This window comes from Polaromonas sp. P1_G2 (assembly GCF_056405515.1).
The window spans coordinates 1-537 of sequence record NZ_JBFUBY010000846.1 but is presented as its reverse complement, the minus strand read 5'-3'; the positions used below and the strand labels follow the sequence as shown (position 1 = coordinate 537).

General features: G+C 69.3%; 1 protein-coding gene. It reads left to right on the top strand.

From position 1 onward, the window contains the following. Positions 1–119: 119 nt before the first annotated feature. A partial coding sequence (locus AC1D0P_RS27940; RefSeq protein ID WP_477679705.1) for a hypothetical protein occupies positions 120–537 on the top strand: 418 nt, incomplete at its 3' end.

The following is a 537-nucleotide window of genomic DNA, read 5'->3' as shown; positions in this document are numbered from 1 at the left end:
AGGCTGAACGTGCCGCCCAGCAGGCGAAGGTCGAAGCTGAACGTGCCGAAGCCGCGCGCCAGCAGGCTGAGCGTGCGGAAGCACAGCGGCTTGAAGCCGATCGGGCGGAGCAAGCCCGGATGGAGGCACACCGGACCGAGATGGAGCGGCAGAGGGCCGAACAGGCGCAGGCTGAACGACAGAGGGCGGAGCAGGAAGCCGAAGCGGAGCGTGCCGAAACCGCACGCCAGGAAGCCGAGCGGCTTGCCGCGGCGCGCGCGGAAGCGATGGCGCGTTTCGAAGCCGCCCGCCGCGCCCAGGCCGAGCAGCGCCAGGCGCTGCAATCGGCGTCGCTGCAGTCCGCCCAGGAACCGTTGCAGCAGAACGACGCGGAGCAGCAGCCGCTCATCCGGCAGCCGCAATGGCCAATCGTCGAGCCACCCGTCGCCGAACTGGCCGAGGAGGCCCGGCATGTGGAGACCGTCCTGGACGACTCCGCCGGACTGAAGACACAGGAGCGGCTGGCAAGCGATTTCGAAAAACTGCTCGAAGCGGAAC